The sequence below is a fragment of the Streptomyces sp. NPDC088350 genome (assembly GCF_044753545.1).
Lineage (GTDB): Bacteria > Actinomycetota > Actinomycetes > Streptomycetales > Streptomycetaceae > Streptomyces.
The window spans coordinates 566,802-588,633 of sequence record NZ_JBIVNL010000001.1 but is presented as its reverse complement, the minus strand read 5'-3'; the positions used below and the strand labels follow the sequence as shown (position 1 = coordinate 588,633).

17 protein-coding genes and 1 pseudogene are annotated in these 21,832 nt (G+C 68.9%); 10 read left to right on the top strand and 8 right to left on the bottom strand.

Annotation, left to right across the window (positions count from 1 at the left end):
- The first annotated feature begins 186 nt into the window (after positions 1-186).
- Together ACIQBL_RS02740 and ACIQBL_RS02735 are read left to right on the top strand one after the other, a co-directional pair.
- Positions 187-1,293 (top strand): serine hydrolase domain-containing protein, encoded by a 1,107-nt coding sequence (locus ACIQBL_RS02740; protein ID WP_401935933.1) that lies wholly within the window; start codon positions 187-189, stop codon positions 1,291-1,293.
- Between the two features lie 287 nt (positions 1,294-1,580).
- Positions 1,581-2,021, top strand: a pseudogene (locus ACIQBL_RS02735) (hypothetical protein); the annotation flags it as partial.
- A gap of 434 nt (positions 2,022-2,455) precedes the next feature.
- Here the strand turns inward: ACIQBL_RS02735 and ACIQBL_RS02730 are convergent.
- Complete coding sequence (locus ACIQBL_RS02730; protein ID WP_401935932.1) at positions 2,456-2,857, bottom strand: VOC family protein; 402 nt, start codon at positions 2,855-2,857, stop codon at positions 2,456-2,458.
- Between the two features lie 87 nt (positions 2,858-2,944).
- Here ACIQBL_RS02730 and ACIQBL_RS02725 point away from each other — a divergent pair, with 87 nt between their 5' ends.
- From ACIQBL_RS02725 to ACIQBL_RS02715, 3 genes are all read left to right on the top strand, one after another.
- A complete protein-coding gene (locus ACIQBL_RS02725) occupies positions 2,945-4,000 on the top strand; it encodes an ABC transporter substrate-binding protein (protein WP_401937020.1) in 1,056 nt (351 codons plus the stop codon).
- Between the two features lie 33 nt (positions 4,001-4,033).
- The gene (locus tag ACIQBL_RS02720) at positions 4,034-5,023 is read left to right on the top strand and encodes a FecCD family ABC transporter permease (RefSeq protein ID WP_401935930.1); all 990 of its coding nucleotides are present in this window, start codon (positions 4,034-4,036) and stop codon (positions 5,021-5,023) included.
- A 179-nt stretch (positions 5,024-5,202) separates the two neighbouring features.
- Positions 5,203-6,219, top strand: coding sequence for a FecCD family ABC transporter permease (locus tag ACIQBL_RS02715; protein WP_401935928.1), 1,017 nt, complete (start codon positions 5,203-5,205; stop codon positions 6,217-6,219).
- A 160-nt stretch (positions 6,220-6,379) separates the two neighbouring features.
- On the opposite strand, the gene ACIQBL_RS02710 is transcribed toward ACIQBL_RS02715, so the two are convergent.
- Positions 6,380-7,420 carry an NAD(P)-dependent alcohol dehydrogenase gene (locus tag ACIQBL_RS02710; protein ID WP_401935926.1) on the bottom strand — a complete coding sequence of 347 codons (1,041 nt, stop codon included), beginning with the start codon at positions 7,418-7,420 and terminating at the stop codon, positions 6,380-6,382.
- A gap of 170 nt (positions 7,421-7,590) precedes the next feature.
- Between ACIQBL_RS02710 and ACIQBL_RS02705 the strand changes: the two genes are divergently transcribed.
- Entirely contained in the window at positions 7,591-8,523 is a 933-nt protein-coding gene (locus ACIQBL_RS02705; protein WP_401935924.1) for a helix-turn-helix domain-containing protein, read from the top strand.
- A 9-nt stretch (positions 8,524-8,532) separates the two neighbouring features.
- Here the strand turns inward: ACIQBL_RS02705 and ACIQBL_RS02700 are convergent, their stop codons facing one another.
- The 4 genes from ACIQBL_RS02700 to ACIQBL_RS02685 all read right to left on the bottom strand — a co-directional run bounded on the left by ACIQBL_RS02700 (position 8,533) and on the right by ACIQBL_RS02685 (position 15,012).
- On the bottom strand, positions 8,533-9,045 hold the full coding sequence (locus ACIQBL_RS02700) for a hypothetical protein (protein WP_401935922.1): 513 nt from the start codon (positions 9,043-9,045) through the stop codon (positions 8,533-8,535).
- A 74-nt stretch (positions 9,046-9,119) separates the two neighbouring features.
- Positions 9,120-12,437, bottom strand: a complete 3,318-nt coding sequence (locus ACIQBL_RS02695) for a S8 family peptidase (RefSeq protein ID WP_401935921.1) — start codon at positions 12,435-12,437, stop codon at positions 9,120-9,122.
- Between the two features lie 292 nt (positions 12,438-12,729).
- Entirely contained in the window at positions 12,730-13,413 is a 684-nt protein-coding gene (locus ACIQBL_RS02690; protein WP_401935919.1) for an ABC transporter ATP-binding protein, read from the bottom strand.
- Positions 13,414-13,542: 129 nt separating this feature from the next.
- A complete protein-coding gene (locus ACIQBL_RS02685; protein WP_401935917.1) occupies positions 13,543-15,012 on the bottom strand; it encodes an ABC transporter permease in 1,470 nt (489 codons plus the stop codon).
- A gap of 207 nt (positions 15,013-15,219) precedes the next feature.
- On the opposite strand from ACIQBL_RS02685, the gene ACIQBL_RS02680 reads away from it, so the two are divergent.
- From ACIQBL_RS02680 to ACIQBL_RS02665, 4 genes are all read left to right on the top strand, one after another.
- The gene (locus ACIQBL_RS02680; RefSeq protein WP_401935915.1) at positions 15,220-15,402 is read left to right on the top strand and encodes a hypothetical protein; all 183 of its coding nucleotides are present in this window, start codon (positions 15,220-15,222) and stop codon (positions 15,400-15,402) included.
- A complete protein-coding gene (locus tag ACIQBL_RS02675; protein WP_401935914.1) occupies positions 15,402-20,078 on the top strand; it encodes a putative T7SS-secreted protein in 4,677 nt (1,558 codons plus the stop codon). The genes ACIQBL_RS02680 and ACIQBL_RS02675 overlap by 1 nt, the downstream gene beginning before the upstream one ends.
- A 52-nt stretch (positions 20,079-20,130) precedes the next feature.
- Positions 20,131-20,544: a contact-dependent growth inhibition system immunity protein gene (locus ACIQBL_RS02670; protein WP_401935912.1), complete on the top strand. Its 414-nt coding sequence runs from the start codon at positions 20,131-20,133 to the stop codon at positions 20,542-20,544.
- 167 nt (positions 20,545-20,711) lie between these two features.
- A complete protein-coding gene (locus tag ACIQBL_RS02665) occupies positions 20,712-21,266 on the top strand; it encodes a hypothetical protein (protein ID WP_401935910.1) in 555 nt (184 codons plus the stop codon).
- On the opposite strand, the gene ACIQBL_RS02660 is transcribed toward ACIQBL_RS02665, so the two are convergent.
- Together ACIQBL_RS02660 and ACIQBL_RS02655 are read right to left on the bottom strand one after the other, a co-directional pair.
- A complete protein-coding gene (locus tag ACIQBL_RS02660; RefSeq protein ID WP_401935908.1) occupies positions 21,256-21,639 on the bottom strand; it encodes an ATP-binding protein in 384 nt (127 codons plus the stop codon). The two genes, ACIQBL_RS02665 and ACIQBL_RS02660, sit on opposite strands and share 11 nt — an antisense overlap.
- The gene (locus tag ACIQBL_RS02655) at positions 21,636-21,821 is read right to left on the bottom strand and encodes a hypothetical protein (protein WP_401935907.1); all 186 of its coding nucleotides are present in this window, start codon (positions 21,819-21,821) and stop codon (positions 21,636-21,638) included. Before ACIQBL_RS02655 ends, ACIQBL_RS02660 begins: the two co-directional genes overlap by 4 nt.
- Positions 21,822-21,832: the final 11 nt, after the last annotated feature.

The window sequence follows — 21,832 nt, the reverse complement described above, 5'->3', positions numbered from 1 at the left end:
AGTCGTGCGTCGGTTCGGTTGCCCGGGCTGCTCGGCTCGCACACCGCCGGCATCCTCTGCCCAGTGTCCTCAACGCATGAGGGTTCCGGGCGATTCCGTGCCCGTCCCCGCGCCTGCGGACCCGCTCCGTTCCGGCCGCCGGAAATCAGGTTGCCCCGCGCCGCCCGATGCGGGCTAATGCCTCACATGACTCGTATTCGGGGCTCGTACGACGATCTGTTCACCGCCGTGCCCGAGGCGCTGGGCGTGACGCTCGACGACGGGGACGTGGGCGCCTCCGTGGCGGTCTTCGTGGACGGCGAGCCCGTGGTGGACGTGTGGGGTGGGTTCGTCGACGCGGAACGTACGGTTCCGTGGGAGCGGGACACGATCGTCAACGTCTATTCGGTCACCAAGACGATGACGGCGCTGTGCGCGCTGATCCTGGCCGATCGCGGCGAGCTCGACGTGGACGCGCCGGTCGCACGGTACTGGCCCGAGTTCGCGGCCGCGGGCAAGGACGGGGTGCTGGTACGGCAGCTGCTGTCGCACACGGCGGGCCTGCCCGACTGGGTCGGGGGTGTCGAGGAGATCTACGACTGGACGGCCGCCACGGCCCGGCTGGCGGCGCAGGCGCCGGTGTGGGAACCGGGCAGCGCGGCCGGCTACCACTCGCTCACCCAGGGTTTCCTCGTGGGCGAGGTCGTACGCCGGATCACCGGCCGGAGCGTGGGCGAGTTCTTCGCCACCGAGGTCGCCGGGCCGCTGGGCGCGGACTTCCACCTCGGGCTGGCCGCCGAGCACGACCACCGGGTGGCGCTCACGATCCCGCCGCCCGGCAAGGACGAGGACTACGCCGCGAGCGCTGCCGCCGGCGACGCGAACCCGGCCGGCGTGACCGCGTTGCGGATCCGCGACGGGAACAGCGTGGCCTGGCGGCGCGCGCAGATCCCGGCGGCGAGCGGCTTCGGCAACGCCCGTTCGGTCGCCCGGGTGCAGTCGGTGATGGCGGGCGGGGGCACGGTGTCCGGTGTGCGGTTGCTGTCGGAGGCCGGCTGTGACCGTGCGTGGAGTGAACAGTTCAGCGGGGACGACCTGCGGCTGGGCATGCCGGTGAGCTACGGCCTGGGCTATGGGCGGTTCGGCGGCACCTACGGGTGGGGCGGCTGGGGCGGCTCGCTGGTCATGATCGATCCCGCGGCCCGGATGGCGGTGGCGTACGTGACGAACCAGATGCGCGAACCCGCGGCCGACAACCGGGGGATGGAGATCATCATGTCCGTCTACGACGGCCTGAAGGGCCTGGGGGCCTGACCCCGACGGCCGTCCATGCCACGGCATCCGACCGCACGACCGGCGAGACGGCGATCTTCTCCCCGTGGAACGCGAGCGCCGGCCGGGGAAGCGTGCGCGGGGTCTTCCGCGGCGAGGGGACGCGCCTGAGTCGCAGACTCCCGTACGCCATCGATCCGCGGACCGACTACCGGCTCCGCGTGTGGCGGCTGGGGGCGGACACGGGAGGACAGGGGGGTGCCCGGGTCCAGAACACGAGGACCGGCGTCGACCGGTACATCGGGAGTCTTCGAGTCCCGCGCGGGTAACGGCTTTTGGGCACACCGCACCCCGCACCCCGCTCGCCACCAACAGCGATCCTGTGGCGCCTGATCACCGGTGAACAGGGCGCGCTCGTACGGCAGATCGGGCTCGCCGACAGTCAACTCACCCATATCGGCAGGGCCATTCGCTGGATCCGCGACCACCACACGGAGACGCTCCGCATCGAGGACCTGGCCCGGCTGGCCGGGATGGGCGCCTCCCCCTTCCACCGGCACTTCCGCGCGGAGGACGTCGCCGACGTCGGCTTCGCGGTCGGTTACGACAGCGCGTCCCAGTTCAGCTGTGATTCCCCTGTGAACGAGCCGAGCGAGCCTGCCAACCCCAGTACCTTCCTGATCGGCGGCTGGGCCACCCCCGTCGTCCACGAACCCTTCCTCCGCGCGGCAACCCCCTCCGACCGCTCCACCCCCGCATCGCCTGCGTGATCATCGGCGAGGACGAAATCGACGTACGGGAAGGGCTCGGGCTCGTTTTCCTTCGCCGTGGACGCGCACGCGGCGCAGTGGGGGACGCCGGCCCGGCTGATCACCGCCGCCGGCCGTCACCGGCTCCCGCACGGTGTCGCCATCGACGGGAACACGGTGGTCGAGGCGGCGGCGGACGGTCTCGCCCATGTCTCCGGCCTGGGGCGCGCGCACTCCGTACGGCCGTCCGCGGACGGTGGCGTGCTCGTACGGCCCTACGGGGCCCTACGGCGCGGGCGAGTCGTTCCGCGCCGGCGCCTGGGTCCACCCCGTCTGCCGCACCTGCGCCTGAGTCCACCCCGTCTGCCGCACCGCCGCTTGAATCAACCCCCGCTGCCGCACCGCAGCCTGAGCCTGAATCAACCCCCGCTGCCGCACCGCAGCCTGAGCCTGAATCAACCCCCGCTGCCGTACGGCCTCGTGAGGATCTCCAGGTTGTGGCCGTTCGGGTCCTCGAAATACGCGCCCCGGCCGCCGTCGTTCGTGTTGATCTCGCCCTCGCGCCGGTGGAACGGGTCCGCCCAGTAGATGAGCCCCGCCGCCCGGATCCGGCCGAAGATCGCGTCGAAGTCGTCCTCCGAGACCAGGAACGCGTAGTGCTGCGGGGCGATCGCGCCCGGACCGGATCCCGGGCCGGGGTGGTCCATGAAGTCCAGGGTCACCCCGTTGGGAATCGCGACCGGGATGAACGGGCCGTACTGCGGGCTCACTTGGAGTCCGAGGATGTCGGCGAGGAATCGGGCCGACGTGTGTTTGTCGTGCGCGGCGACGATGGTGTGGTTCAGCTGCACGGTCATCGTGTGGGCCTCCTCACGCCCAAGCTACTCCGACGACAAGCTAAGGTAAGCCTTACCTGGCCAGTTTTGATCGGAGAGACAGTGACAGTGCGTGTGTTCAAGAGGAAGGCTGTCACGGCGGTGGCCGCCGTGTCCGTCGTCGGGGGACTGCTGGCCGGGTGCTCGTCGTCCACCGCTGACAACGATGCCGAGAAGACGGGCGAAGGCTCCCAGAACAAGGTGATCGGCGCCTCGGAGGGGCCGTCCGCCGCGCCGAGCACCCTCGCGACCGGTATGGGCGCGGACACGGACACCGACGGGACCTTTCCCCGGACCGTCACGCACTTCGAGGGGAAGACGACGATCAAGTCGAAGCCCACGAAGATCGCCGTGCTGAGCACCGGACAGCTCGACGACCTGCTCTCCCTCGGCACCGTCCCGACGGCCACCACCCGCGCAGACAACGCCGGACTCGTCCCCGCATACCTCGCGGACGCCTTCCCCGCGGACAAGGCGAAGCTCGCCGCGATGACGGACGCGGGCACGCGCCAGGCGCCCAACCTGGAGACCCTCGCCGCCGCGAAGCCCGACCTGATCCTCGCCAACGACTCGCTCGGCGACCTCTACCCCAAGCTGTCGAAGATCGCGCCGACCGTCGTCACGGCCGGCAACGGCGTCAACTGGAAGCGCGACCTGCTGCTCGTCGGCGAGGCGATCGGCAAGGGGCAGCAGGCGCAGAAGCTGCTCGACGGGATCGTCGAGGACGCCCACGAGAAGGGCGAGGCGCTGTCGAAGACGTCCGTGTCGATGCTGCGGTTCACGCCGGGCCGCACCCGCATGTTCGGCGTCTCGTCCTTCACCGGTTCCATCGCCGTCGACATGGGGCTCGACCGGCCCAAGTCGCAGCAGTTCAAGGCGATTTCGGAGGACATCGGCGCCGAGAGCATCGACAAGGCCGACGGCGACTGGATCTTCTACTCGGTGCAGGGCGACGCCGGCAAGACCGACGCGGCGAGCGTACTGGCCGGTCCGCTGTGGAAGTCGATGAAGGCGGTCAAGGCGGGGCACGCGGTCAAGGTCGACGACGACCCCTGGTACCTCAACGCGGGCCCCACCGCCGCACGCCTCGTCGTCCTCCAACTCGCCGAGGACATCAGCAAGTAGAGGGACGGGCACGAGACAAACAGCGGAAGAGAAGTGAGCGTCAAACACCTCGCCTGGCCGGCGGCCACCCTCGCGGTGGCCGCCGCCGCGCTGCTCAGCCTCGCCGTCGGCACCCGGCCGGTACCGCCGTCCGAGGTGCTCAACGCCCTTCTGCACGGCGGGAGTTCACCGGATGCGCTCGTCGTACGGTCGCTGCGGCTGCCCCGCACCGAGATCGGACTGACGGCGGGCGCGGCGCTCGGCGTGGCGGGCGCGGCACTCCAGGCCGTCACCCGCAATCCGCTCGCCGACCCGGGCATCCTCGGACTGAGCCAGGGCGCGGCGGCCGGCGTCGTCCTCGCCATCGCGACCGGACTCGCGAACGGTTTCAGCGGCTACGTCTGGTACGCCTTCGCCGGCGCCGTCCTCGCCGCCTGCCTGGTCTACGGCATCGCCGCGCGCGGCCGGGGCGGGGCGTCGCCGGTGAAACTCGCCCTCGCCGGTACGGCGTTGTCCGCGATGACCGCCGGGGGTACGACCGTGGTCCTGACCTCCAGCTCGGCCACGCTGGACCAGTTCCGGTTCTGGCAGGTGGGCTCGCTGAGCGGGCGGGACGCGGACACCGTCGTACGGATGCTGCCGTTTCTCGTGGCGGGCGCACTGCTGGTGCTCGCCTGTGCGCGCGGGCTGGACGCGCTGGCCCTCGGGGACGAGACGGCGCGGGCGCTGGGGCATCGGGTGGGTGTCGTACGGGTGTGTGCGGCGCTCGGGGCGACCCTGCTGGTGGCGTCCTCGGTGGCCGCCGCCGGGCCGATCGCGTTCGTCGGACTCGCCGTCCCGCACCTGGCCCGGCGCCTCATCTCCGGCGGGCACCGCAGCCTGCTCCCGCTGTCCGCGTTGCTCGGCGCCGCGCTGCTGGTCGGCGCGGATGTCGCGGGGCGGGTCGTGCGGGCTCCCGCCGAGGTGCCGGCCGGGGTGATGACCGCGTTGGTGGGCGTGCCGGTGCTGGTGGTGCTCGTACGGCGGAAGGCAACGGCCGTATGAACAGCACGGCAAGGCCCCGCGAGCCCGACCGCGCGACCGGGACACGCCCTCCCTCCGAGCCCGACCGCGCGACCGAAACGCGCCCTCCCTCCGAGCCCGACCGCATAAACGGGACACGTCCTCCCCCTGATCCCGACCGGGTCACCGGGACCGAGGTCTTCCGCCCCGCCGGTGTGACCGTGTTCCGCCCCCGCCCCGCCATCTCCCTTCTCCTGCACCGGCGTTCGGCCGCCGTCGCCGCAACTCTCCTGCTTCTCCTCGCCGTTGCGATGACCGCTGCCGCCTGTATCGGGCAGACGTACATCTCGCCCGCCGAGGTGTGGCACACGCTCCGTACCGGTGCGGGGCAGTACGACCTCGTCGTCAACGAGTTGCGGGTGCCGAGGATCGTGCTGGGCGCGCTGGTCGGGGTGGCGCTCGGGCTCGCGGGGGCGCTCGTGCAGACCGTGACCCGGAATCCGCTGGCCAGTCCGGACGTGATCGGTGTCGGGCACGGCGCCGCCGCCGCGACGGTGCTCGCGTTGTCCTTCGGGTTCGTCAACTCGCCCAGTGCCCTGCCCCTCGTCTCCGTCGTGGGCGGACTCGCGGCTGCCGCGCTCGTGTACGTGCTGGCGTGGCGGCACGGGATGCAGCCGAGTCGGTTCGTGCTGACGGGAGTCGGTATCGGGGTCGCGCTGTCGGCCGTGGTGCAGCTGTATCTCGCGGACAGTGAGCTGGAGGCCGCCGAGCAGGTCAAGCTGTGGCTGACCGGGTCGCTCAACGGGCGGGGCTGGGAGCAGGCGGGGCCGTTGGCCGTCGTACTGCTGCTGTCGCTGCCCGCGTTGGTGTGGGCGGGGCGGGCCGTGCGGCCGCTCGGGCTCGACGGTGACACGGCGGCCTCGCTCGGGGTCCGGGTGGACCGGACGCGGCTCGCGCTGACCGTGCTCGGGGTGGTGCTGGCCGCCACGGCGACCGGGGCGGCCGGGCCGATCGGGTTCGTCGCGCTGACCGCGCCGCAGTTGGCCCGGCGGCTCACGCGTACGCCTCAACTGCCGTTGGTCTGTTCGGCGTTGACGGGTGCGGTGATTCTTGTGGCGGCCGATCTCGCTGCCCGCACGGTGCTTCCTCCGCTGGAAGTTCCGGTGGGGGCGCTCACCTCGTTGGTAGGGGGGCCGTACCTGTTGTGGCTGTTGGGGCGGAACAGAGTGGGGGGCTGAGGTTCGTCGGCGGCTGCGGGTCGGTGGGGGCTGGTCGCGCAGTTCCCCGCGCCCCTAAAGACGCCTGGCCTGCCCCTACCCAGGGGCGCGGGGAACTGCGCGACCAGCCACGACGCACCCGCACTCGACAGCGCGCCGTGACCCGGATTTAGCGACGCGGTCAGATCGTGGCCGTGTCGATCACGAACCGGTAGCGGACGTCACTGGCCAGCACCCGCTCGTACGCCTCGTTGATCTGCTCGGCCGAGATCAGCTCGATCTCGGCGCCGAAGCCGTGCTCGGCGCAGAAGTCCAGCATCTCCTGGGTCTCCTGGATGCCGCCGATGCCGGAACCGGCGAGGGTCTTGCGGCCGGCGATCACGGAGAACAGGTTGAGGGAGACGGGCTCCTCGGGGGCGCCCACGTTCACCAGCGCGCCGTCCGTCTTCAGCAGCGAGAGGTACGCGCCGAGGTCGAGCGGGGCCGACACCGTGGAGACGATGAGGTCGAGGGTGCCCCGCAGTTCCTCGAAGGTCTTCGGGTCGCTGGTCGCGTAGTAGTGGTCGGCGCCCAGCTTCAGGCCGTCCTCCTGCTTGCGCAGGGACTGCGAGAGGACCGTGACCTCCGCGCCGAGCGCGTGCGCGATCTTGACGCCCATGTGACCGAGGCCACCCAGGCCGACGATCGCGACCTTCTTGCCGGGGCCCGCGTTCCAGTGCTTCAGGGGCGAGTACAGGGTGATGCCGGCGCAGAGCAGCGGCGCGGCCTCGTCGAGGGCGATGCCCTCGGGGATGCCGACGACGAAGTTCTCGTCGACGACGATCTTCTCGGAGTAGCCGCCGTAGGTGGGCTCGCCGTCCTTGCCGACGGCGTTGTACGTGCCGACGCTGCCACCGGTGCAGTACTGCTCCAGACCGGCCTTGCAGTTGTCGCACTCGCGGCAGGAGTCGACCAGACAGCCGACGCCCACCCGGTCGCCGACCTGGAACTTCGTGACGCCGGAGCCGACCTCGGAGACGATGCCGGCGATCTCGTGGCCGGGCACCATCGGGAAGATGGCCTCGCCCCAGCCCTCGCGGGCCTGGTGGATGTCCGAGTGGCAGATACCGGCGAACTTGATGTCGATCAGGATGTCGAACTCGCGGACGGCCCGGCGCTCGATGGTGGTGCGCTCCAGCGGAGCCTTGGCGGCGGGGGCGGCGTACGCAGCGACTGTGGTCATGCCGGAACTCTCCTAGGGGGGATGTGCGCCCGGCTGCCTTCCGACCGGGCACGGGGAACAGCCTGCCCGAAAGTCCTACGTCTACCCAGACCACGCCTCTGCGTACGTCCGCTGTGCCTACCACCAGCGAGGTCAGGCTCATGGTCGTACGACCGGGAATAATGGACCGTATGGACGAACAGCCCGAATCCACCGCCGAGCCCCTGGACACCGGCCGGCCGCTGGACCGGCGTGCCGAGCTGAGCGAGTTCCTGCGCACCCGGCGGGCGCGGCTACAGCCCCAGGACGTCGGTCTGCCGGACTTCGGGCGGCACCGCAGGGTGCCTGGGCTGCGGCGCGAGGAGCTGGCGCAGCTGGCCGGGGTGTCGGTGGCGTACTACACCCGTCTGGAGCAGGGCAACGGGCGGAACGTGTCGTCGGAGGTCCTCGACGCGATCGCCCGCGCGCTGCGGCTGACCGACGCCGAGTCCGCGCACCTCACGCACCTGGCGAAGCCGAAGCAGCACAAGAAGAGGCAGTCGTCGCCGTCCCAGCAGGTGCGGGGTCCGCTGCGGCAGCTGATCGACACGATCGACACGGTCCCGGCGTACGTCTCGGGCCGCCGCACGGACATCCTGGTGTGGAACCGGATGGCCGCGGCCGTCTTCGGCGACTGGTCCGCACTCCCGCCGCAGGACCGGAACTGGGCGCGGCTGGTGTTCCTGCGGCCCGAGTACCGGGACCTGTTCGTGGACTGGGAGCAGAAGGCCAACGACATCGTCATGTACCTCCGGATGGACGCCGGTTGCCACCCCGACGATCCGCGCCTGTCCGCCCTGGTGGGTGAACTCTCCGTCAAGAGCGAGGAGTTCCGCCGGCTGTGGGCCACGCACGACGTCAAGGAGAAGAGCTACGGCGTCAAGCTCCTCCACCATCCGCTGGTCGGCGACCTGACCCTGAACTTCGAGACGTTCCGCCTCGCCGACGACGCCGAGCAGTCCCTGATCACCTACCACGCGGAGCCCGGCTCCCCGTCGGCCGACGCCCTGCGCCTGCTGGCCAGTTGGGGCACGGACGCGACCCGCGCGGGCTCGTCCGCCCCCCGTCCCGGGCTCACTCCGTGAGACCCGGGCTCACTCCGTGACACCCAGGTCCGCCCGCATCAGCCGCCGCATCGCGGCCAGCCGGGGCTCGGCCTCCTTCAGGTCGAGCAGAACCTGCCCGGCACTCTCACCGTCCCTGGCCAGTCCCCGGTCGAGCCGTTTGACGGCGGCGTCGACGTCCGCGAGGACCTCGTTGACCGCACGCGAGGCGTCCAACACACGCTCGGGCACGACCATCTGCGCCTCCGCGTAACGGTCCCGGTGGTCCCGGCGCGCCTCCTCCAACTGGTCGCGCTCCAGCTCGGTGTAGACGCCGTCACGGAGGCGGTGCAGGGCGTCCTTGAGCAGCGTGTGGAACTGTCGGGAGGATCGGTTCATCGCCGTGTAGGCGTCCCGCCGCTCCTCGAACCGCCGCCTGCGCTCGGCGACTTGGGTCTCCTCGGCACGCTGCCGTGCGGTGAGGCGCTGGCTGAGGACGGGCGCGAAGAGCGTACCGAGCACGCCGACGACGGCGGTGATCATGGCGGTCACGGCGGTGGTCATGGAGTCAGGAAAACACGGACGGCCCGCCGGAAGCCGCGCTTCCGACGGGCCGTCCGCTCAGCGGACCTCGGGACCTACTTGCCGTAGTACGCGTTGTAGATCGAGACCGTCGACTTGTTGCCCTTCTTGTCGGCGATCTTCGCGTGGAAGGAGATGGCCTTGCCCTTGGCCGGGTTGGTCACGGTGATCCTGCCGTTGACCACGGGGACCTTCTTCCAGGTCTGGCCGTAGTCGTACGACACCCACACGCCCAGCGACTTGAGGTTGCGGCCGGCTGCCGCGCCCTCGACGGTGACCGGGAAGGTGACCTTCTTGCCGGCCTCCACGCGGCTGTCGAGGCCGGTGACCGCGTTGAAGCGGGCGGTGGAGACCGGGAGTTGGGCGAGGGTGGAGCCGGTCGGCTTCTTCGAGGAGAACGTCCAGCTCGCGTCGATCCGGGTGGAGGCGGCGGCGACCTTGACGCTGCGGATGACCGAAGTGGTCAGCTTGTACGAGGCGTTGGCGGCCGGGACCTTGAACGCCTCCCCGCCGAACAGCGGGTCGGCGTTGGAGCCGACCTTGGTGCCGTTGCGGTACAGGGTCGTCTTCACCGAGGTGAACAGCGACGAGCCCGGGCTCTTCTGGGAGTCGGCGAACAGCGGCAGCATTCCGAGGATCTGGTTGCCGCTGCGGAACACGCCGTAGTCGGCGCTGAGGTGCGGGCCGAAGACCGCCGTGTTGAAGGTCCTGGAGTAGGTGTGGCCGCCCTTGAAGTTCTGCAGGCCGTCCAGTGTGTAGTACGCCTCCGTGACCGGGATGCCGTCCGCGTCGACCCCGCTGTCCTGCTCGAAGTCCAGCTCCCACTGCACCCCGTTGATCGTCGAGACGTGCAGCGTGCGGGTGCCGGGCAGCTTCTGCTGGATGCCGATGGCGGAGCCGCCGAAGCTGTCGGGGAGGTAGCCGAAGGCCATGACCGACCCGGTCTTGCCGCTCGCCGCGGCACCCATGCGGGCGTTCACCGTGGCGAGTTCACTCGCCTTGTAGTGCTTGGTGTAACCGGTGGCGAGCTGCTTGACCTTGGCGGCGGTCGTGGTGTCGTACTGCTCGGTGTCGCCCTTGGTGAAGTGCGCGTCCCACTGCTCGGAGAGCGAACCGTCGGTGATCTGCGGACCGAGGTGCGCGGTGCGGAAGTTGTCGTACGTCTCCAGCAGCCAGCCGTAGGAGCTGCCCCCGTCCGGCGTCGAGATCGTGTAACCCGGTGACGCGAAGGCCGACTTGACGCCGGTGTCCGGCACCGTGATGTCGACCGGCTTGGCCGTGCGGGCGTCGATGGTGAGCGAGGTGTCCTTGGCGATGTCCAGCTTGGGCCGGGCGAGCCAGTCGATGCCCTTGGAGGCGTCCTCCGGGTCCCCGAAGATTCCGGTGTCGAGGACGTAACCGCCCTTGGGGACACGGACCTTGACGGTGCCCGAGGCGTCGTGCGGGCTGAAGGAGCCGCCGGCGGCGAGGCCGGAGACGCCGTCCAGCGAAGCGGTGTAGTACTTGGCGGGGGCGCCGTCACGGTTGACGAACTTCAACGTGACGTCGTACGACTGCACTTCGCGCACCACGGCCGCGGCCGTACGGACGCTCTGCCCGCCGCCCGTCGCCGTGACATACGCGGAGTACGCCCCGTCGAGCGTGCCGCCCAGCCTGGTGTCGACGGTCAGGCCGACCGAGGCGGTGCCGCCGGCCGGGACGGTCACCGAGGTCTTGGCGAGCTTGAAGAAGCCCGAAGGAGCCGCCTGGCCCTTGGGGTTGGTGGCTGCCACGGTGAGCTTGAGGGTGACGGCCGCGGTGCCGAGGTTGCGGTAGGTGACCTGCTTGGTGACCGGGGTGTCGTCGGTGTGCGGCCACTGCTGGATGCCGAAGCTCTCCGACACCGGGTCGGTGATCACCGTCTGCTTGATGGCCTTGTCGACGGCGATACGGCCCGAACCCTGCTGGAACGGCGTGTACTTGCCGCCCTTCGCGGAGCCGGTCAGCGCGCCCTTCAGCTCGGCGTACCCCCACGTGGGGTGCTCCTGCTTGAGGATCGCGGCGGCACCGGCGACATGCGGGGTCGCCATCGACGTACCCGAAATGGTCAGGTAGCCGGGCGGGTTCTCGCCGACCTCCTGGTCGATGACGCTGCCCGGAGCCGCGGCGGCGGTGATGTCGACGCCGGGTGCGGTGACGTCCGGCTTGATGGCGCCGTCGCCGACGCGCGGGCCGGTGGAGGAGAAGTCGGCGAGCTTGTCGTTGCCGTCGACCGCGCCGACCGTGATGGCCGCGTCCGCGCTGCCGGGCGAACCGATCGACTGCGGGCCCTCGTTGCCCGCGGCGATCGCGAACAGGATCCCCTTCTCGGCGGAGAGCTTGTTGACCTCCGCCTCCAACGGGTCGATCTCCGGGGTGTCCTGGCCGCCCAGGCTCAGGTTGACGATGTCGGCGCCCTCCGCGGCCGCCCACTCCATGCCGGCGAGGATGCCGGAGTCGTCACCGGAACCGGTGTCGTCGAGGACCTTGCCGTTGAGGATCTTCGCGCCGGGCGCGACACCCTTGTACTTGCCGTGCGACATGGCGCCGGTGCCCGCCGCGATGGACGCGACGTGCGTGCCGTGACCGAAGTGGTCGTTGGCGTCGGCGGCCGTGGAGAAGTTCTTGGACTCGATCACCTGGGTCTTCAGGTCCGGGTGGTCGGCGTCGACTCCGGTGTCCAGTACGGCGATCTTGACGCCCTTGCCGTCGTAGCCGGCCGCCCACGCCTTCGGGGCGCCGATCTGCGGCACGGACTTGTCGAGGCTGGCCTTGCGGACGCCGTCGAGCCAGACGTGCGCGATGCCGGAGGCCGTCCTGTCGCCGTTGGTGACGGCGGCCCACAGCTCGGGCGTGTCCTTCTGCGGGGTCTGGACGGCGTCGGCGTTCAGCGTCTTCAGGGACCGGCGCAGCTTGCCCGCGTCCCGTACGTCGGCCCTGGTGGCGGTGGCGGCGCCCTTGTAGCCGACGATGACCTTCAGGCCGGCCTTCTGGGAGGCCCGCTCCGCCGACTTGTTGAGTTCGGTGACGTCGAACAGCCGCTGGTCGAGCTTGCCGGAGGCGACCAGTTGGGCCGCGTCGGCGGGTATGACGAGCGTGTGCCCGTCGAGCCTGCGGACCTGAACAGGTATGTGTTCACGGCCCTTCGCCGCCTGGAGACCCACGACCCGGCCCTTGGCGTCGACGGTGACGCGGTCGCCGGTGATCAGGGTGATGTGCTGGTTGCCCGCGAGCCGGGCCTGTGCGGCACCGGTCGCCGCGCGCTGCTCGGGCTTCGCCGACGCCGGGCTGGTCATACCGGCGGCGAGGGCGACGGCCGCGGCCGTGGCGACGGTGGCCGCGCACGCTCTCTTCACTTGTCTGCGCAAAACTCCCCCTGGAGCTGAGGTACCGGGCGAATTCCCCATTCACCCGGCCGGGGGAAAGCTCGCACACCTGCGCGTACACCCCCCGGAACACGAAGTATGCCGAGGGGTGATCAACCGCTCAAGAGATGAGAGGGGGGTAAGAAAGCGCGTCCGCAGACTGTTACGCGCCCGCACGGACTCCGTTACGCAGTCGCCGGGTGAAGCCGGCGGGAACTCCGGTAAGTAGCCGCCGAGTCACTCCAGCGGACCGCCCAACTCCCTTGTACAGCCGTAGAGTTGCTCAGGCCCCGGCGTTCTCCTTCACCGTGATCTTCCCCTTGCGGATGGTGGCGAGGCGCGGGGCCTTCTTCGCGATGGCGGAGTCGTGGGTGACCATGATGAAGGTCAGCCCGTGCTCCTTCCACATGCTCTCCAGTACGTCCATGATCTCGTCGCGCATCGACTCGTCGAGGTTGCCGGTCGGCTCGTCGGCCAGCAGCACCTTGGGCTGCTTGACCAGCGCGCGGGCGATGGCGACGCGCTGCTGCTGTCCTCCGGACATCTCGCCGGGGAGGTGGCCGAGGCGCTCGCCCAGACCGACCGACTTCAGTGCCTCGGCGGCCCGTTCGCGGCGCTCCTTCGCCTTGGTGCCCAGCGGGACGAGGGCGGTCTCGACGTTCTCCTGTGCGGTGAGCGTCGGGATCAGGTTGAAGGACTGGAACACGAAGCCGATGTTCTCGCTGCGGACCTTGGTGAGCTTGGCCTCGGACAGTTTCGCCAAGTCGACGCCGTCCAGGACGATTTCACCTGCGGTGGGGCGGTCCAGGGCGCCGATCATCTGGAGCAGGGTGGACTTGCCGCCGCCGGTCGGCCCTTGGATGACCAGGCGGTCGCCGTCGCCGATGGTGAGGTCGATGCCGTCGAGGGCATGGACGGTTTCCTTGCCGCGGGAGTAGAGCTTGGTGACGCCTCTTAGTTCGTACATGGGGTAACTCCTGGGGAAGTAAGGGGGGTTGGGCGCCATCGGTCGTCTGCAGGTTCGTTGTGGCTGGTCGCGCAGTTCCCCGCGCCCCTTTGGGGCGCGCTGCAGTGAACGGAATTGACCACGTACCCGCTACTCGACCCGCCGTAGAGCGTCCGCCGGGCGGAGTCGGGAGGCTCGCCAGCCGCCGAAGGCGCCGGCGATCAGGCCGCCGGTGATGGCGAGGCCGACCGCGAGGGCGATGGTGGTGGCGTTGACGGGTGCGGTGAGGGCGACGTCGAGCGTCTTGGCCGCCGCCTGCCGGCCGGGACCGCCGAAGCCGCCGCCACCGCCGGGACCGCCCGCCCGGCCCCCGCCGCCCGTGCTGCCGAGGGAGGCCGACAGGGTCGGGCTGATCGCGGTCACGACGTACGCGCCCGCCAGGCCGAGCGCGATGCCGAGGACACCGCCGACCAGGCCGTTGACGACGGCCTCGCCGACCACCTGCCGGGTCACCCGGCCCGACTTCCAGCCGAGCGCCTTCAGCGTGCCGAACTCGCGCACCCGGCGGGAGACCGCCGAGGAGGTGAGCAGCCCGGCGACCAGGAACGCGGCCACGAGCACCGCGATCGAGAGCCACTTGCCGACGCTGGTGGCGAGGGAGGAGGCGGTGGACAGGGACCCGGAGACGGTGTCGGCGAGGTCGGCGGAGGTGGTGACCGTCGTACCGGAGACATTGCTCGTGATGGTCTTCTTGACCGCCGAGATCTGCTTGGAGTCGGTCGCCTTGACGTAGATCGTGGTGACCTTGTTCTTGTCACCGCTCAGGGTCTGCGCCTGCGTCAGCGGGATGTACAGGTTGGCCGCCGCGTCACCGCTGGTGGCCGTGGCGATGCCGATGACCTTGTACTTGACGCTCTTGATGGTGACGGTCGAGCCGACCTTGAGCTTCTTCTCCTTGGCGTACGCCGAGTCGGCGACGACGACCTTCGCGTTGGTCTCGGCGGTGGTGAAGGTACGGCCGCTGGTGATCTTCGAGGAGGTCAGCGGGCCGAGCGCGGGTTTGGTGACGTCCGTGCCGTAGACCGTGTACGCGTTGATGTTGAAGTTGGCGCCGCCACCGGTGACTTGGCCCTGCGGCTGGCCGGTGCCGGTGCCGCCGCGGTTGCCGCCCTCCGCGTTGCCGCTGCCCTGGTTCTGCTGGAACTGGCCGCGGGTGAACTGCCCGTCGACCTTGACCACGTTGAGGCTCAGGCCGCCGACGGCGTCGGAGACGCCCTTCTGCCCCGCCACCTTGGTGACGGTGGTGGAGGCCAGCGTGGTGAAGCCCTGGACCATGACGCGGTCGCTGCTCTGCGTCTTGCTGTCGCCGTTGTTGTTCGCGTCGAACTGGAACCGCGGCTGCTGCGAGCCGCTCGCGGTGGGCGTGGCCGCCTTCGTGACGGTCATGTCCGTACCGAGTCCGTACAGCGACTGGAGGACCTTGTCCTGTGCCTTGCCCATGCCGGAGGACACGGAGTTGACCACGATGACCAGCGCGATGCCCAGGGCGAGGCCGGAGGCGACGACGAGGGCCGCTTTTCTGCGGCGGCGCAACTCGCGCCTCAGGTAGGTGAAGAACATGGCCCGCAAGCTAGGTACAGCGCGTGATGATGCCATAAGGCCGACATAAGAGAACGATGAGAAGGCTGTCCGTGGCCAAGGAATGAGCATGCGCGGGGCTGTCAACGGGGGTGCGGGGCGGCGGTTTTGCGGTGTTTGCGCAGCCGTCGGGAGCGTGTCGGGAGGGTGTCGGCGTGTGCGCGTTGCGGTGCGTGATGTGCTGATGTGATGACCTCGCACACGATCGGCCCGTTGGGCGTCAACCCGGCGAACGTGGCGATGGCGGCCGGGCTCAGCGGGGACGAGTACAACGACATCCTCGACGGACCGTTGGGCCCGTCACCGGAGGAGCGGGCGAAGGCGGCGGAGGCGGCGCGGGAACGGTCCGGGCAGGGCGGGGACGCGGGCTGATGGGGTTCGACGATCTGGTCAACTCCGGTCTGGGCAAGGTCGGCGACGTGGTCGACGCGGGCAAGAAGCTGGTCGGCGAGGGGGTCGACAAAGGCACCGATCTCATCGGGGAGGGCCTGGACCACGTCGGCGCCCACCGCTACGCCGACGTGGTGGAGAACGCCGGCGACAGGATCGCCTCCCGGCTCGGCGCCACACCGGACGAGAGACAACTCGGCGACACCGACCTGGCGTCCGACCTGGTCCACGGCGACCCCAAGGCGATCAGGGCGGCGGCCAAGCACCTCACCGACTTCTCCACGGCGTTCGACAAGGTCGGCGACGGCATGCGCGGGCTGGACTCGTCGTCCTGGCAGGGCGAGGCGGCGAACGCCTTCCGCGAGAAGTTCGCGATGCATCCCACGAAGTGGCTCCGGGCGGCCGACGCCTGCGACACGGCGGGCGGGGCGCTGTCGTCGTACGCGGACACGGTGGAGTGGGCGCAGGGGCAGGCACGGGACGCGATCGACCTGTACGGACCGGGGAAGCGGGCGTCGGACGCGTACAAGGCGGAGCTGAAGGCGTCTGCGGCCGATGACAAGAAGGAGAAGCCGGAGCAGCCGTCGACGGACCCGGGCAAGGCCGGCATGGACCGCGCCCACGAGATCCTGAACGAGGCCCGCCGCCAACGCGACGAGGCGGGTCGTACGGCGGCGAGCGCGGTCCGCAAGGCGTTGGCCCACGCCCCCGCCGAACCGCCCCCGCTGGCCCAGTTGAAGGCGGACGCGGCCGACGGCCACCAGGCCGTCAACACGGAGATCCTGCACTTCGGCGGCGGGGTGGTGAAAGGCACGGCGGGCATCCTGAACTTCGCCCGCGGCCTCAACCCGACGGACCCGTACAACCTGACCCACCCGGCCGCGTACGTCCAGAACGTCAACATGACCCTGGCGGGCCTCGTCTCCACCGGCGCGCATCCGGAACGGGCCGCGAAGACGATGCTGGACGACTTCATGAAGGACCCGTCGGAGGGGCTGGGGCGGCTGCTGCCGAACCTGGCGGGGGACGGGGCGGGACTGGAGGCGGCGTTCGGCCGGGCCGCGCTCAAGGACGGCATGGAGAGTGCGGTCGAGACGGGGATCCAGCGGTCGGCCAAGGACGCGGCCGGGGAGTCGGCGGGTGCCGGACGCAAGGGCGCGACGGAGAACCCCGAGGGCACCAGTCGGCGACCGGACGAAACGGTCTGCGAAAAGGACCCCGTCGATGTCGCCACGGGCCACATGGTGCTGCCCCAGACCGACCTCTCCTTGCCGGGCTCACTGCCGCTGGTCCTCAAGCGCTCGTTCAACTCGGCCTGTCGTTCAGGCCGTTGGTTCGGTCCCACGTGGTCGTCGACGGTGGACCAACGTCTGGAGATCGACTCCGAGGGCGTCGTCTTCATCGCCGAGGACGGCCTGCTGCTGGCCTACCCGCACCCCGCCCCGGGTCTGCCCACCCTCCCCGGCCACGGCCCGCGTTGGCCGCTGAACCGCGAGGACGGCGGCTACACGATCACGGACCCGGATTCCGGCCGAGTGTGGCACTTCGCCGACGAGGGCGACGACTCGGCGGTCCTGGAACAGATCGACGACCGCAACGGCAACTGGATCACTTTCGAGTACGACGCCGAGGGCACCCCGCTCGCAATCGTCCACAGCGGCGGCTACCACCTGAAGCTGGGCACTGCGGGCGGGCGGGTGACCGCCCTGACCCTGGCCGGGGCGGCGAGCAACGGCTCGGACCAGGAGATCCTGCGCTACGGCTACACCGACGGCCACCTCACCGAGGTGACCAACTCATCGGGACGCCCTCTGCACTTCGGCTGCGACGAACACGGCCGCATCACGTCCTGGACGGACACCAACGGCAGCCGCTTCGACTACGTCTACGACGACCGGGACCGCTGCACCTCCCAGTCCGGCGCCGCCGGCCACCTGAGCTCGACCTTCACCTACGACACGACCGACCCTGAAACAGGTCAACGGGTCACCGCCATCACCGACTCGTTCGGCCACACGGCCCGGTACCTGGTCAACGACCGCGCACAGGTGACCGCCGAGATCGACGGGACCGGGGCGGTCACCCGGTACCGCCGGGACCGTCGCAACCGGCTCCTGTCCCAGACCGACGCGCTCGGCCACACCACCGCTTTCCGCTACGACGAGTCCGGCAACCTGCTCACGGTCACTCGCCCCGACGGGCGGGCGACGAGGGCCGAGTACAACGAACTCGGCCTGCCGGTAAGGCTGGTGAACCCGGACGGCACGGTGATCCGCCAGACGTACGACGACCGCGGCAACCGCACATCGGTGACCGATCCGACCGGCCACACCACCCACTTCGCCTACGACGACGCGGGCCGCCTCACGACGGTGACCGACCCACTCGGCCTGACCACTACCGTCCGCTGCGACCGCACCGGTCTCCCGCTGGAGATCACGGACCCGCTCGGCGGGGTCACCCGCTGTGAACGTGACAGTCTGGGCAGAACTGTCACAATTTCAGATGCGGTGGGTGCCACCACTCGCCTGGAGTGGACAATCGAGGGCCATCTGTCCCGCCGCACAGCACCGGACGGCACAACCGAGTCCTGGACCCACGACGGCGAGGGCAACTGCACAAGCCACACAGACCCGTTGGGTGGCGTATCCCACTTCGAGTACACCCACTTCGACCTCCTCACGGCCCGCACCGGCCCGGACGGCGTACGCCACGAGTTCACCCATGACAAGGAACTGAACCTCACCCAGGTCACCAACCCACAAGGCCTGACCTGGAGTTACGCCTACGACGCGGCAGGCCGCCTGATCGCGGAGACGGACTTCGACGACCGCACTCTCACCTACACCCACGACGCGACAGGCCGCCTGACGACCCGCACCAACGCCCTCGGCCAGGTCGTGGCCTTCGAACGCAACGAACTGGGCCAGGTGATCCACAAGAACGCGGCCGGCCGAGTCACCACGTACGCATACGACATGACGGACGGACTGGCCCAGGCAACCGGCCCCAACACCACACTGACCGTGCTGCGCGATCGCTACGGCCGCGTTCGCTCGGAGACGGTCGACGGCAGGGAACTGACGTACACCTACGACGAATTCGGCCGCCGAACCGGCCGCACGACCCCGACCGGCGCAACCACGACCTGGACGTACGACAGCACGAGCCGCCGCACGGGGCTGGTGGCTTCGGGCCGTTCCATCGACTTCGAGTACGACGAGTCAGGCCGTGAAGTCACCCGCCAAGTCGGCGAAACGCTCACTCTTGAGCACACCTTCGACCGACTGGGCCGCCTGACCGCCCAGTCGGTCATGGGCGCAACGGGCAACTCACTCCAGCACCGCGCTTACGCCTACCGAGCCGACGGCAACCTGACCGCGATCGACGACCAGCTCTCCGGCACCCGCCGCTTCGACCTGGACGCGACAGGCCGAGTAACAGCGGTCCACGCGGCGAACTGGACCGAGACATACGTGTACGACGAGGCAGGCAACCAGACCCAGGCGCACTGGCCAACGAACCACCCGGGCCAGGAGGCAACGGGCGACCGCTCCTACACAGGCACCCGCATCACCCGCGCGGGCAACGTCCGCTACGAACACGACGCCCTCGGCCGCATCACCCTGAGGCAGAAGACCCGCCTGTCCCGCAAACCGGACACGTGGCGCTACGAGTGGGACGCGGAAGACCGCCTGATGTCGGTGACGACTCCGGACGGCACACGGTGGGGTTACACCTACGACGCACTCGGCCGGCGCACGGCGAAGTTCCGCCTGGCCGCAGACGGCGGAACGGTCGTGGAGCGCGTGGTGTTCACCTGGGACGGCACCACCCTGTGCGAACAGACCACCGCGTCCGTGGACCTCCCCAACCCGGTGATCCTCACCTGGGACCACCAAGGCCTGAGCCCCATAGCCCAGACAGAACGCATCACGATTGCGGACGCCCCCCAACAGGAGATCGACTCCCGCTTCTTCGCCATCATCACGGACCTGGTGGGCACCCCCACCGAACTCATCGACGAACAGGGCGACATCGCCTGGCACACCCGCAGCACCCTGTGGGGCACAACAGCCTGGGCGACAGACAGCACCGCTTACACACCGCTCCGCTTCCCGGGGCAGTACTTCGACCCCGAAACGGGACTGCATTACAACTACTTCCGGCATTACGACCCGGAAACCGCCCGTTACCTCACCTCCGACCCCCTCGGCCTGCTCCCGTCGCCGAACCCTGGAATCTATGTCAACAATCCGCACACATGGGCTGACCCGCTCGGACTCACGCCTTGCCGTGAACTGGGCTTGCGCGAGGACGCGCAAAGAGCGATCGAACGGCTTGAGAACATCAAGAAAGACCCCATAGGGTCAATCAATTCTCAGCCGAATCACAATCACTACAATGCTGCGCGACGTGAAGCGGGCGGAGAAGTGGTCGCCAGGAAGCCCGACGGCACACCATTCGATCACATCACCGATCTCAAGCAGGCCAGGAACGGCCTCGACAACATTCGTAGAATATTGGAGAAGGAGCTTCAGAACCCACCGGACACGATCACGGATCGAGGAATTGAAGTATTGGAGAGGAAGCGAAAAGATGCCATATCGGAACTCGACCGCATAAACGGATTCATGCACTCCATCGGCCATCGGTAGCGACGGCAAGTTACACTGGGTCATGCCAACGGATAGGAACCAAATAATGCCCATGCCTGTCGACCGCAGCCTTTCACTCGAACAGCTCGAAGGTCAGCGCTGGCCGGACCCACCCGAAGACACGACCTCCATGGTCAAGAATGTCCACGAGTTGCGACGCCGACCTCTTGGCGAGCTGCAAGCACACGAGCTGGCCCGGCTTGTCGGGCAAAACGTTGGCCTTCACTGGCTTCTTCCCCTTGCGGTCGAAATCCTGCGGGATACCGCAGCGAACCAGGCCGACGGCGACTGGTACGACGACGATCTTCTGTACGCTGTAGTCACCAGGGGCGCAGATGCCTGGGGCCATTTCCCTGCACTTGCTCGTGACCTCAAAGAGATCGTGGCAGGGTTGAAGAATCTTTCCCGATATGTGAAAACCGAAGTTGAGGCGTTTCTTGCAATGCCACTCCCTGACATTCGGTAACCGGCAGGGGACACTTCATGTTGAAGGCGCTTACCCCTTCCTCACTGTCGCCGTCACGTCCAGATCACTGCACTTGATCATCTGAAGACGACGCATCCCTCCCTGATCCGACCATGGCGGACGATCTGTACGGATGACACAGGAAGGCTGACAAGGGGCGCATTGACGTGATTCACGAAATCGACGACATTGAGCAGGAGTTGCATCGAATCTCCGACAGGCCATCACTCGCTGCGGCACCACCGATGTTGTGCGCGTTCGATGTGGCGGTAAAAGGTGACGTCGCCGAGTACCAGGCAAGGATAAAATCCGTACTGCACATCACGCTAGAGTTGGCGCTTTCTGAGTCTCTTGATGGAGACGACCTCTCCGTATCCAGGATTCCGGAATGGTTTGCCGGAGTGAGTGGCGACACCTCATTACCGGTTCCGGATTCCGCTCGGAGCGGCGCACAACGGTACATCTCGGCGATCGACGGAGGAGCCTGGAAGCTTCAGGAATGGCTCTACCAATTCGATCCCGATTCCGAATTCCGAGGGTGGGCCTGGTGGGATCTCACGCCTCTCGGCGACGGGCGGGTTCGCATCTGGGTCGACACCTGGGGTGAGTCCTTCTTCGCCTGTGACGAGCTTCGATGGCTCGCATTCACTTCGGGCGCCGACGAAATCAGCGGGCCGACCTTGGCAAGAACCGACGAGTGGGCTTCCAGCATCAATCCCTGACTCCGGTACATCCCCTCTCGACGAAACTGCCCAGCTCGCACCACACCGTCTTGCACTCCACCCCCTGCTCCACGCCCCACCTCATCGCCAGCGCGTCGAGAAGTGCCATCCCCCGGCCGTGCTCGTCCGTCGCCGTCGCCCGGAGCAGCACAGGCAGCGCCCGCGGATCCGGATCGGTGACCTCGACCCGCGTGAGGCCGTCATCCGTACCGAGGACTCGCACGGTCACCGGTGTCCCCTCCCCGACATGGTCGATCACGTTGGTCACCAACTCCGTTGCGCAGAGCCGGACATCGTAGTCGTGGTGTCGGAGGTGATGGCGGAGTTCCGGTACGGCTTTGGGCGTGGCCAGCAGCCTGAGTTCGAAGGTCACCGTTCCGCCGCCTTCCGCAGTGCGGCGGCGAGTTCACGGGCCGTGGCGGTGTTGCAGTTCCCGAGCGCGACGAGGCCGGCGTACAGGATGTCCATGCCGAGGGAGGGCAGCGTGATGCCGTGCAGGTCGAGGGCCTCGCGGAGTTCCTCGACGCAGAGGGTCGTGTCGTAGGGGTCGGACATGAACGGGTGCC

What these genes read in the sequence shown, in the direction of transcription:
- ACIQBL_RS02740 (WP_401935933.1), top strand. Translation starts at nt 187, where the DNA reads ATGACTCGTATTCGGGGCTCGTACGACGATCTGTTCACCGCCGTGCCC.
- ACIQBL_RS02730 (WP_401935932.1), bottom strand. Translation starts at nt 2,857, where the DNA reads ATGACCGTGCAGCTGAACCACACCATCGTCGCCGCGCACGACAAACAC.
- ACIQBL_RS02710 (WP_401935926.1), bottom strand. Translation starts at nt 7,420, where the DNA reads ATGACCACAGTCGCTGCGTACGCCGCCCCCGCCGCCAAGGCTCCGCTG.
- ACIQBL_RS02705 (WP_401935924.1), top strand. Translation starts at nt 7,591, where the DNA reads ATGGACGAACAGCCCGAATCCACCGCCGAGCCCCTGGACACCGGCCGG.
- ACIQBL_RS02700 (WP_401935922.1), bottom strand. Translation starts at nt 9,045, where the DNA reads ATGACCACCGCCGTGACCGCCATGATCACCGCCGTCGTCGGCGTGCTC.
- ACIQBL_RS02690 (WP_401935919.1), bottom strand. Translation starts at nt 13,413, where the DNA reads ATGTACGAACTAAGAGGCGTCACCAAGCTCTACTCCCGCGGCAAGGAA.
- ACIQBL_RS02685 (WP_401935917.1), bottom strand. Translation starts at nt 15,012, where the DNA reads ATGTTCTTCACCTACCTGAGGCGCGAGTTGCGCCGCCGCAGAAAAGCG.
- ACIQBL_RS02680 (WP_401935915.1), top strand. Translation starts at nt 15,220, where the DNA reads ATGACCTCGCACACGATCGGCCCGTTGGGCGTCAACCCGGCGAACGTG.
- ACIQBL_RS02675 (WP_401935914.1), top strand. Translation starts at nt 15,402, where the DNA reads ATGGGGTTCGACGATCTGGTCAACTCCGGTCTGGGCAAGGTCGGCGAC.
- ACIQBL_RS02670 (WP_401935912.1), top strand. Translation starts at nt 20,131, where the DNA reads ATGCCTGTCGACCGCAGCCTTTCACTCGAACAGCTCGAAGGTCAGCGC.
- ACIQBL_RS02655 (WP_401935907.1), bottom strand. Translation starts at nt 21,821, where the DNA reads ATGTCCGACCCCTACGACACGACCCTCTGCGTCGAGGAACTCCGCGAG.